General features: G+C 60.9%; 6 protein-coding genes. 2 read left to right on the forward strand and 4 right to left on the reverse strand.

The features are described from left to right. A partial coding sequence (locus tag HV793_RS11270; RefSeq protein WP_175213181.1) for a non-ribosomal peptide synthetase occupies positions 1 to 7,549 on the forward strand: 7,549 nt, incomplete at its 5' end. A gap of 415 nt (positions 7,550 to 7,964) precedes the next feature. On the opposite strand, the gene HV793_RS11275 is transcribed toward HV793_RS11270, so the two are convergent. The 4 genes from HV793_RS11275 to HV793_RS11290 form a co-directional block, all read right to left on the reverse strand. After that, positions 7,965 to 10,199, reverse strand: a complete 2,235-nt coding sequence (locus tag HV793_RS11275; RefSeq protein ID WP_175213182.1) for a TonB-dependent siderophore receptor — start codon at positions 10,197 to 10,199, stop codon at positions 7,965 to 7,967. A gap of 445 nt (positions 10,200 to 10,644) precedes the next feature. Then, positions 10,645 to 11,934 carry a lysine N(6)-hydroxylase/L-ornithine N(5)-oxygenase family protein gene (locus HV793_RS11280; RefSeq protein WP_119449114.1) on the reverse strand — a complete coding sequence of 430 codons (1,290 nt, stop codon included), beginning with the start codon at positions 11,932 to 11,934 and terminating at the stop codon, positions 10,645 to 10,647. A 138-nt stretch (positions 11,935 to 12,072) separates the two neighbouring features. Continuing rightward, entirely contained in the window at positions 12,073 to 12,852 is a 780-nt protein-coding gene (fhuF, locus tag HV793_RS11285; RefSeq protein WP_175213183.1) for a siderophore-iron reductase FhuF, read from the reverse strand. Between the two features lie 25 nt (positions 12,853 to 12,877). Next, on the reverse strand, positions 12,878 to 15,004 hold the full coding sequence (locus tag HV793_RS11290; RefSeq protein ID WP_244958632.1) for a TonB-dependent siderophore receptor: 2,127 nt from the start codon (positions 15,002 to 15,004) through the stop codon (positions 12,878 to 12,880). Between the two features lie 335 nt (positions 15,005 to 15,339). Here HV793_RS11290 and HV793_RS11295 point away from each other — a divergent pair, with 335 nt between their 5' ends. Then, positions 15,340 to 16,173, forward strand: coding sequence for a formyl transferase (locus tag HV793_RS11295; protein ID WP_175213184.1), 834 nt, complete (start codon positions 15,340 to 15,342; stop codon positions 16,171 to 16,173). Positions 16,174 to 16,193 lie beyond the last annotated feature (20 nt).

Consider the following 16,193-nt stretch of genomic DNA (forward strand, 5'->3'; position numbering starts at 1 on the left):
GGCGCCGCTGGGCGAGGTGGAAGAAGCGCTGGCGGCGATCTGGGCGGAAGTCCTGGGCGTCGAGCGCGTGGGCCGCCACGACAACTTCTTCGAGTTGGGGGGGCATTCGTTATTGGCGCTGAGCGTGCTGGAGCGCATGCGTGCACGGGGCCTGGCCGTGCAGGTGCGCACGCTGTTTAGGCAGCCCGAACTGGCGGCCTTTGCCCGAGCCGTCATGCATGGTCAGGATCGTCATGACGTTGCCGTGCCCCCCAATCTGATTCCGGTTGACTGCGCGGCAATCGAGCCTGGGATGCTGACGCTGCTCGAGCTTGACGCCCTGGAGATCGGTCGGATCGAAGCGGCGGTGCCAGGCGGCGCGAAGAACATCCAGGACATTTATCCGCTGGCGCCGCTGCAGGAAGGCATTCTGTTCCATCACATGCTGGAGCAACAGGGCGACGCTTATGTAACCCCTTGCCTGCTGAGCTTTGACAGCCGGGAGCGGTTGGAGCGCTTCATCGCGAGCTTCAATCGGGTGATAGAGCGCCATGACATCCTGCGCACGGCGGTGTTGTGGGAGGGGCTGAAGGAACCGGTTCAGCTCGTCTATCGCCACGCAATGCTGCAAACCGAGTGGCTGGAGGGCGTGGCCGCCGGCGACGTGGCAGAACGGCTGAACGAACTTGTCGATCCTCGACGCCATCGCATCGATGTGCGTCAGGCCCCGATGATTCGGGCGGTGGCTGCGCAGGATGCGGCACAAGGACGTTGGCTGCTGCAACTGCCTAGCCATCACCTGGTACTGGATCACACGACGCTGGAACTGATAGTCCAAGAGATTGTGCAGATCCAGCAAGGCCAGGAGGCGGCGCTGCCCGAGCCGGTGCCGTTCCGGCGCTTTGTGGCGCAGGCGCGGTTGGGCATGAGCGCAGCCGAGCATGAAGCCTTCTTCACGCGAATGCTGGGCGACGTGGATGAGCCGACGACGCCGTTTGGTCTGCTGGATGTGCAGGGCGACGGCAGTGAAGTCGAAGAAGCGAGGCTGGCGCTGGAAGATGGGTTGTGCGCGGAGATCCGGTATCAATCCAAGCGTCATGGTGTGAGCGCGGCCAGCCTGTTCCACTTGGCGTGGGCGCTGGTGTTGGCCAGGACGACGGGCAAGGCCGACGTGGTGTTTGGCACCGTGTTGTTCGGACGGATGCAAGGCGGAGAGGGTGCGGAGCGTGCGCTGGGAATGTTCATCAACACGCTGCCCATCCGCATCAAACTTGGGTCTCGCGGCGTGCTGCAAAGTTTGCGTGAGGTACACGCTGGGCTGACTGGGCTGATGCATCACGAACATGCCAGCCTGTCGCTGGCGCAACGCTGCAGCGGGCTGCCGGGAGGAACTCCTTTGTTCTCGGCCCTGCTCAACTATCGCCACAGCGTGGCGCAAGACGCTGATGCAACAGTCCGTGCCTGGGAGGGGATGAAAGTGCTGGGCGGGGAGGAACGCACGAACTACCCGGTAGATATGTCGGTGGATGACTTGGGCCAGGGTTTCGAATTGGTGGGCCAAGTGCACAGGTCCGTTGGCGCGCAGCGTCAGTGCGACTACATGCAGGCTGCCTTGATTGGCATCGTCGAGGGACTCTCGAACCATCCGCAACGTGCGGTGGGCGAAGTGGAGGTTCTCACGCATTCGGAGCAGCAACAACTAAGGGGATGGGGCGTGAATGCTCACCGGTACCCGGATGCGGAGCCGGTACACCGGCTGATCGAGCGCCGCGTACGGGACTATCCACATGCGAGCGCACTATTGTTCGGCGATGAGTCGCTGACGTATGCGGAATTGAACTTGCAGGCCAACCGTCTGGCGCACCGCCTGATCAGGCTGGGGGTGGGGCCGGACGTGAGGGTTGGGATCGCGGTGGAGCGTTCCATCGAGATGGTGGTGGGGCTGCTGGCGATCTTGAAGGCTGGCGGCGCGTATGTACCGCTCGATCCCGGGTATCCCGTGGATCGGCTGGCCTACATGATGGAGGACAGCGAGATCCGGCTATTGCTGACGCAGCGCGAAGTGAGGGATCGGCTGCCGGCGCTGGACGGGCTCGAGGTTCTGGAGCTTGAAACGTTGGACGTGGCGGATGAATCTGGAAACGACCCAAGAGTCGATGTGCACGGCGAGAACCTGGCGTATGTGATCTATACCTCGGGGTCCACGGGGCGGCCAAAGGGGGTTGGCATCCCTCATCACAGTTTGGTCGAGCATGCCCAAGTAGCGGTTGATTTTTTCGGGCTCACCAAAGCGGATCGGATGCTCCAGTTTGCGACCTTGAACTTCGACGGTTGCATCGAACAGTTGTTTCCACCCCTGATCCAGGGGGCTTCGGTGGTGTTACGCGGCCCTGCCTTGTGGGATAGCTCCACGTTCCATCAGGAACTGATGGCAAAGCAGATAAGTGTCGTGGATATCACGACGGCGTACTGGCTCTTGCTGGTACAGGACTTCGCCCGGCAAGGCGTCCGAGACTATGGTGCGTTGCGTCAGGTTCATGCCGGTGGCGAGGCCATGCCGCCGGAAGGCCTCAATGCCTGGCGTGCAGCCGGGCTGGAGCGGATCAGGTTGTTGAACACGTATGGACCGACAGAGGCGACCGTCACTGCCTCGACGCTGGACTGCCAGCCCTATGTGAATGCAAGCAAGCCGCTCCCGCTGCAAATGCCGATCGGCACGCCCTTGGCTGGCCGGGAACTCCGGGTTGTGGATGCCGATTTCAACCTTGCGCCACAAGGGGTGTCAGGTGAATTGCTTATCGGTGGAGAATTGCTGGCGCGCGGCTACCTGGGCCGTGCGGATTTGAGCGCGGAGCGCTTCGTGGCGGACCCGTTCGGCGAGGCTGGCGGCCGGCTTTACCGCACTGGCGATCTGGTGCGCTGGAACGCCGAGGGCCAGCTGGAGTACCTGGGACGGATCGATCATCAAGTCAAGATCCGGGGATTGCGCATCGAACTGGGCGAAGTGGAAGCGCAGTTGCTGTCGCAGCCGGAAGTCAGGGAGGCGGTGGTGGTGGCGCGTGACGGGCCTGGCGGAGCACGGCTGGTGGGTTATGTGTCAGCGCAGGTCGGAAACACCGTCGACGTCGGAGAACTGAGGGAGCGTCTGGGTCGGCAGTTGCCGGACTACATGGTGCCTGGCGCGATCGTGGTGCTGGAAAGCCTGCCGCTCAATGCCAACGGCAAGGTGGACAGGAAGGCGCTGCCCGAGCCCGGGCTGGAGAGCATGCGGGCGTACGAGGCGCCGCAGGGCGAGGTGGAGCAGGTCTTGGCGGCGATCTGGTCGGAGGTGCTGGGAGTCGAGCGCGTGGGGCGCCAGGACAACTTCTTTGAGTTGGGTGGGCATTCGCTACTGGCGCTAAGCGTCCTGGAACGCATGCGTGCGCAGGGTTTGGCCGTGCAGGTGCGTACGCTGTTTCAGCAGCCTGAGCTGGCGGGTTTTGCGCAAGCCGTTGCGCAGGCTGAGGATCGGCATGACGTCGTTGTTCCACCCAATTTGATCCCGGCTGGCTGCACTGCAATCGAGCCGGAGATGTTGACCCTGCTGGAGCTTGATGCGCGGGAGATAGGATGGATCGAGGCGGTGGTGCCCGGAGGTGCGGTAAACATCCAGGACATCTATCCGCTGGCGCCGCTGCAAGAAGGCATCCTGTTCCATCACGTGCTGGAGCAACAGGGCGATGCCTACGTGACTCCCTGCCTGTTGAGCTTTGACAGCCGGGAGCGACTGGAGCGCTTCATCGACAGCTTCAACCGGGTGATCGCGCGTCACGACATTCTGCGCACGGCGGTACTGTGGGAAGGATTGAGGGAGCCGGTGCAAGTCGTTCAGCGACAAGCGCATTTGCAGATCGAGTGGTTGCAGGAGGCCGGCACGGACAGTGCCGCCGATCGGCTGAATGCGCATGTCGATCCACGTCGCCATCGTATCGATGTGCGCCAAGCTCCGATGATTCGCGCGGTAGCCGCGCGGGATACGGTACAAGGACGTTGGCTGCTGCAACTGCCCAGCCATCATCTGGTGCTGGATCACACGACGTTGGAACTGATAGTCCAAGAGATTGCACAGATCCAGCAAGGCCAGGAGGCCGCGTTACCCGTGCCCGTGCCGTTCCGGCGCTTTGTCGCCCAGGCGAGACTGGGCATCAGCCGGGCCGAACATGAAGCCTTCTTCACCAAGATGCTGGGGGAGGTGGATGAGCCGACGGCGCCGTTCGGACTGCTGGACGTGCAGGGCGACGGCAGCGAGATAGAAGAAGAGAAGCTGACGCTGGAAGCAGAACTATGCGCCGATATCCGTCGGCAAACGCAGCGCCATGGCGTGAGCGCAGCCAGCCTGTTCCATCTGGCTTGGGCGTTGGTGCTTGCCAAGACGACGGGCAAAGCCGACGTGGTGTTCGGCACCGTGCTGTTCGGACGGATGCAGGGTGGGGAGGGGGCCGAACGAGCCTTGGGAATGTTCATCAATACGCTTCCGATCCGCGTCAAGCTGAGCGGCCGTAGCGTACAGCAATGTCTACGCGAGGTTCATGCAGGGCTGACGGGCCTGATGCATCATGAACATGCCAGTCTGTCGCTGGCTCAACGCTGCAGCGGGATGCCGGGCGGGGCGCCCTTGTTCTCGGCCTTGCTCAACTACCGCTACAACGTGGCGCCCGACATCGACGCAACGACGCCTGGCTGGGAGGGGATGACGGCTCTGGGCGGCGAAGAACGCACGAACTACCCAATCTCCATGTCAGTGGATGATCTGGGCCGTGGCTTCGTGTTGGTGAGTCAGGCGCACAGATCCGTAGGCGCGCAACCGCAGTGCGAGTATATGAAGGCGGCACTGGCGGGTATGGTGAAGGCGCTGTCGAACGGTCAGCAGCAGGCAATTGGTGAAGTGGAGCTGCTCACCGATTTCGAGCAGCAACGACTTCAGCGGTGGGCGGAGAATACAAGACATTACCCTGCAGTGGAGCCGGTGCACCGGTTGATTGAGCAACAGGCGCGAGAACGCCCGCACGCGACCGCGCTGGTGTTTGGAAGAGAGTCGCTCAGCTACGGAGAGCTTAACGAACAGGCCAATCGCGTGGCGCACCGCTTGACGCGACTTGGAGTCGGGCCAGAGGTGAAGGTTGGAATCGCGGTGGAACGTTCCACCGAGATGGTGGTGGGGCTGCTGGCGATCCTGAAGGCGGGTGGCGCCTACGTGCCGCTGGATCCGGAATACCCGGTCGAACGTCTGGCCTACATGATGGATGACAGCGGGATCCGGTTACTGTTGACGCAGCGCGCGGTGAGGAATCGCCTGCCGACGCTGCACGGGCTGACGGTGCTGGAGTTTGATGGGCTGGACGTGAAGGACGAACCTGGACACGATCCGCAGGTCCCGATCCACGCAGAGAACCTCGCGTACGTGATCTATACCTCGGGATCCACGGGGCGCCCCAAAGGCGCATCGATCTGCCATGACGCGTTGAGTCGCTGCATGACGTGGATGCAAGAGATGTATGCCTTGACAGCAGCCGACGCCGTGTTGCACAAGGCGCCGTTCAGTTTCGATGTGTCGGTGTGGGAAATATTCTGGCCCTTGACCGTTGGTGTGCGACTGGTGGTGGCTAATCCGGGAGATCATCGTGATCCGCAGCGGATCATTGATCTGATCGTCAAACACGAGATCACGACACTCAACTTTGTGCCGGCGATGTTGCAAGCGTTCCTGGACCAGGCAGGTATCGAGAAGCAGACACGGCTACGCTACGTGATATGCGGTGGCGATGCCATGCCGCTTACCACGCAGCGGGAGGTGCTACGGCGGCTCACGGGTGTAAGTCTGCAGAACCTGTACGGTCCGACGGAGACGACCATTCATGTCACACAATGGACGTGCCAAGAAGAAGGGAACAACCTGGTGCCGATAGGGAGGCCGATTTCGGGGACACGGGCCTACGTGCTCGATGAATCTCTGAAATGGGCGCCCCAGGGTGTGGCCGGCGAACTGTATATTGGCGGTGAACTGTTGGGCCGCGGCTACCTGGGACGGCCAGGGTTAAGCGCGGAGCGCTTTGTTGCGGATCCGTTTGACGAGGTCGGCGCCCGACTGTATCGCACCGGTGATCTGATGCGGTGGAATGCCGAGGGCCAGTTGGAATACCTGGGGCGGATCGACCATCAGGTCAAGATTCGAGGGGTGCGCATCGAATTGGGCGAAGTGGAAGCACGGTTGCTATCGCAGGCGGAGGTGAGAGAAGCGGTGGTAGTAGCGCGCGACGGGCCTGGCGGGGCGCGCCTGGTTGGCTACGTGTCGCTGCAAGCCGGGATGACCGTCCAAGCAGGGGAGCTGAGGGAGCGTTTAGGTCGGCAGTTGCCGGACTACATGGTGCCCAGTGCGATCGTGGTAGTGGAAAGTTTGCCACTCAATGCCAATGGCAAAGTGGACAGAAAAGCGCTACCAGAATCACGAATGGAGAGCGCTCGGGCCTACGAGGCGCCGCAGGGCGAGGCAGAAGAGGCGTTGGCAGCAATGTGGTCCGAGGTACTGGGAGTCGAACGGGTTGGGCGCTACGACAACTTCTTCGAGTTGGGCGGTAATTCGCTGACGGCGCTGCAGCTTGTACGACTCGCGGCCAAATTTCACGGAAGACGGTTTACGTTGCGGGACGTTTTTTCCAGGCCCAGCTTGGCTGGGTTGGCTGGGGAGGAAGCACGTTCCTGCAGCAGTGTTCCTCTGAATACGGTGACGACGCCCCTGCGCACGCTGTTTGTTATGCATGACGGTTGGGGTAATTTGCTGGACTACACCACGCTGGCGCTTACGTTGGAGTCGAGCAACTGCGCTGTGATCGGAATACCATATTCGGCAGATTCTCTGAGGGCGCCGAATGATCTGATGCAGCTTGCGGATCGGTATGCTGCTGCAATCGTCGAGTCGGGTCAAAATGGGCCATTTCTGCTTGCGGGTTGGTCCATGGGGGGAGCCCTCGCCGTTTTGGCGGCCCAGTCGCTTGAGCGCAACGGTCATGCGGTAGAGTTCGTGGGGGCAATTGATCCTTTTGTTCCTGTTGCGCGAAGAGACGAGGGGACCATCGGCTACGAGACCGAATTGCGGGAGTTTCTGGGGATCTTGTTGCCGCAAAACCAACACGAGCGTCTACTGAGTAATCGAACGCTGCAGGGGCTGCTTGACCAAGCCTATCGTGATCCCGAGGCGTTGATCCCCATGCTGAAGGTTTTGCTTACTCACACGGACACCGGTGACTTGCACTGGTATGGAGCGCTGGGGGAAGAAGCGCTGGCAAGAATGTTCCTGGCAGGGCGAAATCTTCGTGCGGCGGGGAACAAGCCGTACCCGGGTATCGAGCTGGATGGACGCGTCAAGGTATGGTGGGCTGAGGATACGGCACCTCAAGAAAGGGCAGCGTTCACAACTTGGGTCAAGTCTCACCTTTCCATTGCCGAAAGTACGTTGGCGGCGGATCACTTTCTTATCGTACGAACTCCGACTCTATTTGACCAAATGCGTCGAGAGCTGCGTCTGATGCGATAGGAGAAGGACGGAGAAGGAGCACCTGCTACTGCAAAGGGGCGGGTGTTATTCGATGGCGGTGTTGTTTGGGGCCAGCGGTTTGCAGATCGCCCGGAGGGGGCGACCATTTATGAATGCCGATCCGAGGCAACGCGGAGCTGGCGGAGTGTCAACTTTTTTTTGTTTTAGAGATAGAAGCCTGATCGTTATTCGATCAGGCCAGTTGATGCTATCTCAATGATATGGGGCGGTGAAGCATTCGGTACAAATGACAGCGAACTGGTTAATAGTAGCCTTCCTGTCGTATGTGGCGCCGCCCTGGTTCCAGTGATGTTGCGCAGGACCAGCCACATGACACTCCCCGGAAGACTAAGTGCAGGTGCAATGTTCTGGCGAGTTTCCGTCTAGCGTACCGTGCCTATGAAGGAGCAGATCTTCACCACCTGTAGGTCACTGTTCCCAGCACTTTGCGAGGCTCGCCGTAGAAGCACCCGTAAGTGCAAGACGCGATATAAGTCTTGTCGGTCAGATTCGTCACGTTAAGCGCCAGTTTCCATGGGCCTGTTGTATAGCTGACCATCGCGTCGAACAACGTGAAAGCTGGCACACTTGCATTTCCCCAGTCGCCTCGGCCACGGGCTACGGCCGAACCGACGTAACGTATGCCGGCGCCTGCCTTCAGCCCGGGCAGTCCAAACTCCCCAAAGCTATAGTCGCCCCATAGCGAAAACTGGTTGTATGCAACGCCTTCCGTGCGCTTGCCTTTTTCTTCGGGCGTGAGCGGACTGCTTTCAAGCGTGCGGGCATCGGTGTAGGCATAGGCCAAAATGAGGTTTGCCTGCCGCCCGATCCTGGCCTTCATTTCGAGTTCAAAGCCGCGCGAACGGACTTTGCCGAACTGGACGGAGTAGTCGGGGTCTACCGGATCGGTGACCAGCATATCGGTCTGGGTGAGATCGTAAATGGCGGTCGAGATCAGCATGTCACCCTCGGGCTGGTATCGCAAACCCAGTTCCCATTGTTCGCCGCGAGTGGGTTTGAACCTTTCCCTGTTACGGTCAGTGCCGGATTGGGGTTCGAACGACTGGCTGAAGCTCACGTAGGGCGCCAAGCCGTTGTCTGCCAGGTAAACCAGCCCGACGCGGCCCGTAAAGGCATGGCTCTTCTCGTTGTCGGTGATGATCTCGTCCGTGAAAAATGCGCGTTCACTGTTCCGTGCCTTGTCATACCGCCCTCCCAGAAGCACCACCCACCTGTCAGCGATTTTCGCCTGATTCTGAGCGTAAATGCCGAGTTGGGCGCGATTGTCCTTCCATGAATAGTCCAGTGGCTCTGGCGTGCCCAAGCTTCCGCCATATAAAGGATCAAATACGTCAAGCTCCGGGGCGGTTCGCCTGTAGCGTTCGGATTCATGGTGCTGGGATGTGTAGTCAAATCCGAGCAAACTAGTGTGGCTGATGTTTCCTGTACTCCACTTGTACTGCAACGATGTATCCATGACGACGGCGCGCGAGCGATCCTGCCTGTCTATCGAATTGCGTCTGATCAATGTTCTTAGGTCACTCGCAATTCCACGGTCCCATGTTGAAGGATAGTTATTGTTGGCGTCAAAATAACGCGCGCTGTTTCGCAATACGAGATCGTTCGTCAAGGCATGCTCAAAGAGATAGCCGATTGAGCGTCGTGTTACCTCGAAATCGTCGTAATCTGGCTCACCCACGAAGCGGCTGCGTGAAATCTTGCCATTTGGATTGGACAGAATTGTTCCCTCTGCGGGTAAACCATAGACATATGTCGTACGGTCACGTTGATATTCCGACAGCAGCGTTAGCGAAGTTCCGGCGCTTGGTTGCCATTTCAAGGCGGGGGCTATGTAGGTTCGATCGTCAGGTACGTAGTCGGTGAAACTGTCGCTGTCACGTTTCAACGCGGTCAGTCGATATGACCATGTGCCGTCTTCGGTTAATGCGCCGCTAAAATCTCCTGAAATCTGCTTGCGATTGAAGGATCCCATGTCGACGTTCAATTCATGAAGAGGGTCGGTGGTTGGCCGCTTGCTGACAGTATTGATGATGCCCCCTGGGGCAGCGGTACCGTAGAGTACGGAGGGAGCCCCCTTGAGCAATTCGATGCGTTCCAGGCCGTAGGGCTCCTGCAGGCCGTTGTAGGTGTTGACGTTGTATTTCATTCCGTCGCGGTAGAAGCTCCCGTTTTGGGGGTTCATTACGAACCCACGAAGAAGGAAGGACTCGCTAGTCCGATCTGCGCCCTCGAGGCGAACGACTCCGGCGGTATAGTTGAGGGCATTCATCAGGTCGGCCGCCTTGCGCGTTTCGATTTCCTCCGCGCCGATCACGGAGATCGACTGTGGAGTTTCGATGATCGGTGTGTCGGTCTTGGTTCCGGTCGCGCTGCGCTTGGCGACATAGCCATTGATTGGTCCGCTTGCGCTTTCTGATTCTGCCTCCACGGCTACGGCTGGCAGTATCGTTACCGCCCCAACCGACGGAGGGGGACTGAATGCGGTATTGGGTGCTTGCGCTGCTGCAATGCCGGTTACTGAATTGTCTGCCGTGGCGGCTTGGGCGCGAACTATCCCCGGATCGCTCAGCGTTAGGGAGATGGCGACGGTGAGTAGTGCCGGGTTGAAGCGGATGTACGGGAGACACATTGAGGTCGGTTCCTTGAATGATAGGCAACTAGAAGTAAGTCGACTATGTTCAAGACGAACGATCGTCGCGGATGTACACCCTTTCCGGGACTTTTTGCTTACAGGGGTAGCTGACGGCTTGACGTTTCAGGTGCCCGCAGCATGCGGAGCGGGCTTCGCTTGTCCATCTGATCCTCTGGTCTAGGTACTCAACGAAGTTGCCATACCGGGCCCTTAAGTTCTTGGAATCCGATCAGCAGGACCAAGCACCTGTCTGACGACAGGGCCCAAGAGAACGACGGTGCGATGTAGTCGCCCGAATTGTTCGACTTTGTGCTTAGCCATAGCCTGGCGTTCGCAGTTCATCGATATGTTGGTAGGCGATGGGGATATCGACCGCCCGGATGCTTAGCATCCGAAATCGACACTGTCATTTCCATGGGACTCCGACGTGATCTGGAGCAGGTCAGCGTGCGCCAACCGTAGCCCGCTGCTCTACAGGCCGCCCGGCCGCCAACAACGCCGTACCGATCTCCCCCGTGCGCACCGCCGTCACCGATAGCAGCGTGTCGCTCAACCCGTGCGTCGGTTCGCTGGCACCCTGCATGAAGATGGCGGGATGGAAATCCTGCGAGGTCTGGATCCGGTATTGACGGTCGATATCGAAGTCGCCGAGGTAGGGCGCTAGCGCGGCCAGCAGGGTCTTGTGCTGCTGACGCTCGTAGCCTGTGGCCAGCACCACTGCGTCGTAGCGGATGGTGTCGCCCGGTCCGTCGGCCGTTTCGTTGAGCGTCAGATGGACCCCATGTTCATCGGCGCGGGCGGCCGCGACCTCGCGCTGCGGCAGGATCCGGTGCCGCGCCTGCGCCTTGACCTTCTGTTCGTAGAGAACCTTGAACAGCTGCTGGATCAGTTCCAGGTCCGGGCTGGCATAGTTGGTATGGCGGAACTCGCGCAGCAGTTCCTGGCGTTCGGCCGGGGTGCGGCTGTATATATGGTCGACGAAGCCGGTGTTGAAGATTTCGTTGACAAAGGGGCTGTCGTCGGCTGGCTTGATGGTCCGCGCACGCATGATGAGATCGACCTGGGGAGCCCCAGGCCGGCCATGAAGATCCATGAATATTTCAGCGGCGCTCTGGCCGGCGCCGATGACGGCGATCTTTCCGGCCTGGGCGTTGGCGGCAATGCGGTCCAGGTAGCGGTGGGAGTGAAAGATTCGGGGATCGTCGCGTAAGGAGCGAAAGCTCTCGGGGATCCGGGCAGTGCCGCCCACGCTTACCACCAGGTTGCGGGCCAGGCGCTCGTGTACTTCCCCGGTCTGGTCGCGCGAGCGCACGCGCAGCACGCTGACCACATTGCCGCGCTTCTCGGGCAATACCTCGAACACGCTTTCGCCGTAGATGCAACGGTCTGCGAAGCGGCTCGCTGCCCACGCGAAGTAGTCGCTGAATTCGTGGCGGCTGGGGAAGAATGTCTTGAGATTGATGAAGTCCTGCAGCCGGCCCTTCTCGTGCAGATAGTTGACGAAGGTGTAGGGGCTGCACGGATTGCGCAGCGTGGCCAGATCCTTGAGGAAGGATACCTGCATGTGCGCATGGTCGAGCGCCATGTCGGAATGCCAGGCGAACTCCGCCTGGCGTTCGATGAAGAGCGAACTGAGGCTCGGGCCGCCGGCTTGCCGCTGTTCCTCCAGGGCGATCGCCAGGGCGAGATTGGACGGGCCGAAGCCGATGCCGATGAGGTCATGAATGGCCAATGGCGCACTCCTTGGTCTGATTGGGTAGGCACTGCACGGGGCCGTGTTGCGTGCAAGCGGACCGGGAGGCCGGGTCGCAGATATCTAGACGAGGTGTTATGAAGTTTGTTTAGTGGGGTCGACCGGCTGCTCGACGCCTCATGGACCGGCGTTCTTGCCTGTCGGTTTCTTGTCAATCTGATGTTCCGGCGCCAAGGGGCAGGCACCGCAATAGCTCCGCCTTGGCAAGCGATGGAATAGGCAGCATTGGCGGTGCAGTAGGAGGGGCGTCGTGGCACCGTCCTCCGTGCGCACGGAGACGCGCTGTCGGCCAAAAAGGGGATTGGGGGGGCCGTCAGGACGAAGCGGACGCTGCAGCAGGATTTGCTTGTCCAGGGCGATCCGTTCGGCGTTGCCGGTCAATGCCAGCGCTTGGTCAAGTATGGCCTCCAGATGGCGCGCCGTGTTCCCCCAAAGGATTTTCTCGGCGACGCGTGTCTGTCGGCTGAGGGCCTTGAAGAGCGGATCGAGGTGCGCGTCCAGCAGGAGGCCGTAGCGGACCGCCGGCGGGCTGGCAGGCGCTGCGCTGCCTTCATGGCGAATGTGAAAGCGGATGGGAGCGCCGAAGTCGTTCAGGCTCAGCGCAACGTCTTCGGCCCGCATGGGGAAGACATGTTGCAGCACGCTTGCCGCGGCGGCTGTCGCGGGCAGCAAGGTCCACAGGTAATCGAGACTCCAGGCCGAGGCGGCAGCCCGCAGGTCATTGCCCGAGACGTTCAGATGCGCGGCATAGCGTCGCAGCGTGGCGTCGAGCAGCGCGTCGCTGGCCAGCAGGCGCGCAACAGGAACCGCCCCGGCCGGCCATTCAGCGGCGCAATGCAGCGTCTCCGCATAGGCGGCCCAGTCACCCTGGAACAGCGGAGAAAGCAGGGGAATCACCGCCGCTTCCCGTACATGACGAGGCTCAAAAGCGATACCGTGCGTTGAGCACGACGGTCCGTTCCTGGCCATACTGGCACTGGCTGCCATCGCCGACCGACTGGTAGCAAATTGCGACATACTCCTTGTCGGCCAGGTTCTGGACGTTCAGCGCGAAGCGCCAGGGTCCTGTGTCGTATTGCAGGGCGGCGTCAAAGAGTGTGAACGACGGCGTTTTCCAGGTGTTGGCTTCGTCGTTGTAGACGGATCCGACATAGCGCACGCCAATCCCGATGCCGAGGCCGCGCAGCACGGAGTCCGGCAGGCGGTAGTTCAACCAGGCCGATGCCATCTGCTTTGGCGTCGCTGTCGGCACCTTGCCCTTATCGGGGCCGTTGCTGTCGGTGATCTTGACGGCGCCGTAGGTGTAGGTGGCGATGAGGTCCATGCCGGGGGCCAAGGCCGCTTTTGCTTCCAGTTCGATGCCCCGCGACCGCACGGCGCCGTTCTGTGTCTGATAGTCGGGGTTCGTCGTGTCCACCGTCAGCGCATTGGTCTTGCGCAGGTCGTACAAGGCGGCCGTGTACAAGCTGCGTCCGTTGTCGGGGGTGAATTTCAGGCCCACTTCGTATTGTTTGGCTTCCGTAGGCTTGAAGGGCGTATTGTCGGCATCGCGTCCGACGGTCGGCAGGAACGACTCGGCATAGCTGAAATATGGCGTCCAACCCGTGCCGGTGAGATAGCTGATCCCGAGGCGCTTGGTGAACTTGTTGTCTCTCTGCGTGGTATCGGTTTCCGCCAGACGATCGAGGGATCTCAACGTTGTCCAGTCCATGCGTCCACCCAGCGTGATCAGCCAGTGCGGCGTCAATTTGATCTGGTCCTGCACGTACAGCCCGAGTTGACGCAAGCGCTGCTTGGAGTCGTCGAAGTCCGCGATCGGCGACACCGTCACGGGCTGGCCGTACACGGGGTCGTAGATGTCGAGCGGTCCCGTCTCGCCCGTGTAGATCCGCCTGGCATTGTTCTGCCTTTCTGCGTCCAGGCCGAACAGCAACGTGTGCGCGATGCTGCCGGTCTTGACCTGGCCTTCGACCTGCGTGTCTATCGCAATTTGTCGGTTTTCGTCCTTGAACTTGCGTACCTGGCGTTGCATGGTCCTGCCATCGTCCTCCAGGCTGAGCGACATGATGCGACGATAGGTCACGTCGACCTCGGACAAACGCGTGTTCTGGCGCAAGGTCCAGGCGCTGCTCAGCTTGTGCTCGAACAGGTAGCCGACGGCAGCCTGGTCCTGATCGAAGCCCGAATACCCGGGTTCGCCTTCGAGCAGCGACGCGGATTTCCGGGTCGACGCACCGGGCGGTGCATAGCGGAATGCAAACCCGTCGTTGCGATCGCGGAGGAATTCGGACAGCAGCGTCAGCGAGGTGTCCGGGGTCGGTTTCCAGGTAAGCGATGGCGCCAGATAGCGGCGCGTGTTCGAGACTTCATCACCGCTGGCATACCTGTCCTGCGTGTCCGCGTTCATCCCGAGGCCGATGATCCGATACAGGATCCGTTCCTCTTGGTCCAGCGCGCCGCCCACGTCCACAGCAAGCTGGCGCCGGTCCTCGTTGCCGATCTGGACCTCGATTTCGCGCGGCGAGTCGGCGGCGGGGCGCTTGCTGGCGCGGTTCACAATTCCGCCCGCGTCGCCTTTTCCATAAAGCACTGAGGTGGGCCCGCGTAGGACTTCGATGCGTTCCAAACCGTAGGATTCGCTGCGCTGACTCGCAAAGGTGCCTGCGTTGGTGTTCATCCGCAAGCCGTCCTGGTATAGCGACGTGCCGTAGCCCGAGAAACCGCGCAGATTGATCCAGTCGTCTTGTCCGCGGATGTCCGCGCCATACGTCTGGCTGGCCACGCCAGGTACGTAACGCAGCGCCTCGACCACGGACAAGGCGCCACGATCATCCAGCTCGTCTCGGCCGATGACGGAAATGGACTGCGGTACTTCGGTGATCGGCGTGCTGGTCTTGGTGCCGGTAAGGCTGCGTTCGGCAACATAGCCGGACACCGGTCCGGTGGCGGAATCCCGGTCTGCCTCCACTCTTACTGTGGGGAGAGTGACCACGATGTCGGCTTGGCCTGGTTCTTGGGCCAGGGATGTGCCGGTGACGGCGATGGTCAATAGGCCGGCCTGGGCGACGCGCGCTATGGGTGCGAGAGGCCGCGCCGGCGGTTCGCTGTTACGCAGCGGATAGTGGATTCTCATCATTTTGGTTTTGACGGTTGAAATGGCGATGCGTCGGCGGGTAGGTTCGCGAGTTCGCTGGCTGCCTCGATGTAGCGAACTAGACGTTGCGCATCGGGTTTTGTTTAGGCGGGCCGAGCCAGCTTTTCCCGGGACGTACCGCGGAAGGGCGGGCCGGGAAGTTGCTGCTAAACAAGCGAGTGGTTATTTCGTCTTGTTTGCGTGGCGTGCGGGGTCTTGTGGCTTTTCAAATCTTCTTTCTATTGGCGCAGATGACGAAGACGAAGCTGGTTTACGTTTGGTCCTTGAGAAATGCCGCGGCCGACAGGGCCGGGCAGCACATTGAGTACAAGGGCGGACGGCGCTATATGAAGTCGCCGCTGGAGTACCTGGCTGAAACCTTGAACGGGACCGAGCTGGGGGATGCCTATTCGTTGGAAGCGGTCATCTTCGACGACGACGAGGGCTCGGTCCGGGACCGCGAGAGCGTGGGGGACTATGGTTTTTCATGGCGGCCCGGCGGGCAATGGTTCTATCCGCCTGCGCTCGAGGCGGGTGGGCGGCGGGTGAACGACCTGCTCTGTTCGGTTCCATCGACCTATCGGCGGCTGCCGCTGGACGCGGCGGACCGGCCCGCTGGTAAGCGCACCTTCGAGGCGCGCCTGCTGGACAAACTGCTGGTCCTGGGCGCCGAACTGGTGGTGCTCGATGGCCTGCTGGTCATACTGGACGAACTGGTGCGCCCTGGTGCGCCGTTCCATCGGAAGATCGTCAACATCCACCCTGGCATCACCAGGATCGAATCACCCTATGAGCGACGGGGAGCCTGCGCGACGCTCGACGCCTTGCATGGAGCTCGCGGACAGAAGGTCGTGGATTGGCAGACCGGCGAAACGAAGCAGGTGCCGGTGGTGGACATGACCGGAGCGTCGTTTCACTACGTCGACAATGGCATCGATTCAGGCGAAGTGATTCTGGACGTGCTCAATACGCGCATCGACCCGCGGGACACGATCCTGGAACTGCGCTGGAACAACTTCAACAACAGCCTGTTTCCGGCCCTGCGCCAGGGGCTGGCGCACATGGCGGCGATGCCGGCGGCATGACGCCTCAGGGCGCCGAAGCC

The organism is Achromobacter aegrifaciens, from assembly GCF_902859965.1.
GTDB lineage: Bacteria > Pseudomonadota > Gammaproteobacteria > Burkholderiales > Burkholderiaceae_B > Achromobacter > Achromobacter aegrifaciens.

What these genes read in the sequence shown, in the direction of transcription:
- HV793_RS11275 (WP_175213182.1), bottom strand. Translation starts at nt 10,199, where the DNA reads ATGTGTCTCCCGTACATCCGCTTCAACCCGGCACTACTCACCGTCGCC.
- HV793_RS11295 (WP_175213184.1), top strand. Translation starts at nt 15,340, where the DNA reads ATGACGAAGACGAAGCTGGTTTACGTTTGGTCCTTGAGAAATGCCGCG.